This window comes from Kluyvera georgiana ATCC 51603 (genome assembly GCF_001654985.1).
Classification (GTDB): Bacteria; Pseudomonadota; Gammaproteobacteria; order Enterobacterales; family Enterobacteriaceae; genus Kluyvera; species Kluyvera georgiana.
In genome coordinates, this window is sequence record NZ_LXEU01000145.1 from 1 (window position 1) to 415 (window position 415).

Sequence of the window (415 nt, forward strand, 5' to 3'; positions counted from 1 at the left end):
AAATAACTGTTCGGAATAGTAGATCACTTTGAGGGAACTCAGCCCGAATTGTGCGATCTGATCAATCGCTGAATATCCCAAATCACCAACCGGACTGAGCGATGCCGATCATAGCACCAATTTCCCGTGACGAACGACGCCTGATGCAGAAAGCTATCCATAAAACGCGTGATAAAAATTATGCCCGCAGACTGACCGCCATGCTGATGTTGCACCGGGGCGAGCGCGTCAGTCATGTGGCCAGAACACTCTGCTGTGCCCGCTCATCGATTGGTCGCTGGATTAACTGGTTCACTCTGTCTGGTGCTGAAGGCCTGAAGTCATTACCGTCAGGACGTGGCAGGCGCTGGCCGTTCGAACATATTTGCGCATTGCTGCGTGAGCTTGTGAAGCATTCTCCCGGCGATTTCGGTTA

At 52.0% G+C, this 415-nt stretch carries 1 protein-coding gene; it reads left to right on the forward strand.

Features of this window, described 5'->3' with window-relative positions:
• Positions 1–101: 101 nt before the first annotated feature.
• On the forward strand, positions 102–415 hold a 314-nt coding region (locus tag M989_RS25165; RefSeq protein WP_157093604.1), incomplete at its 3' end, for a helix-turn-helix domain-containing protein.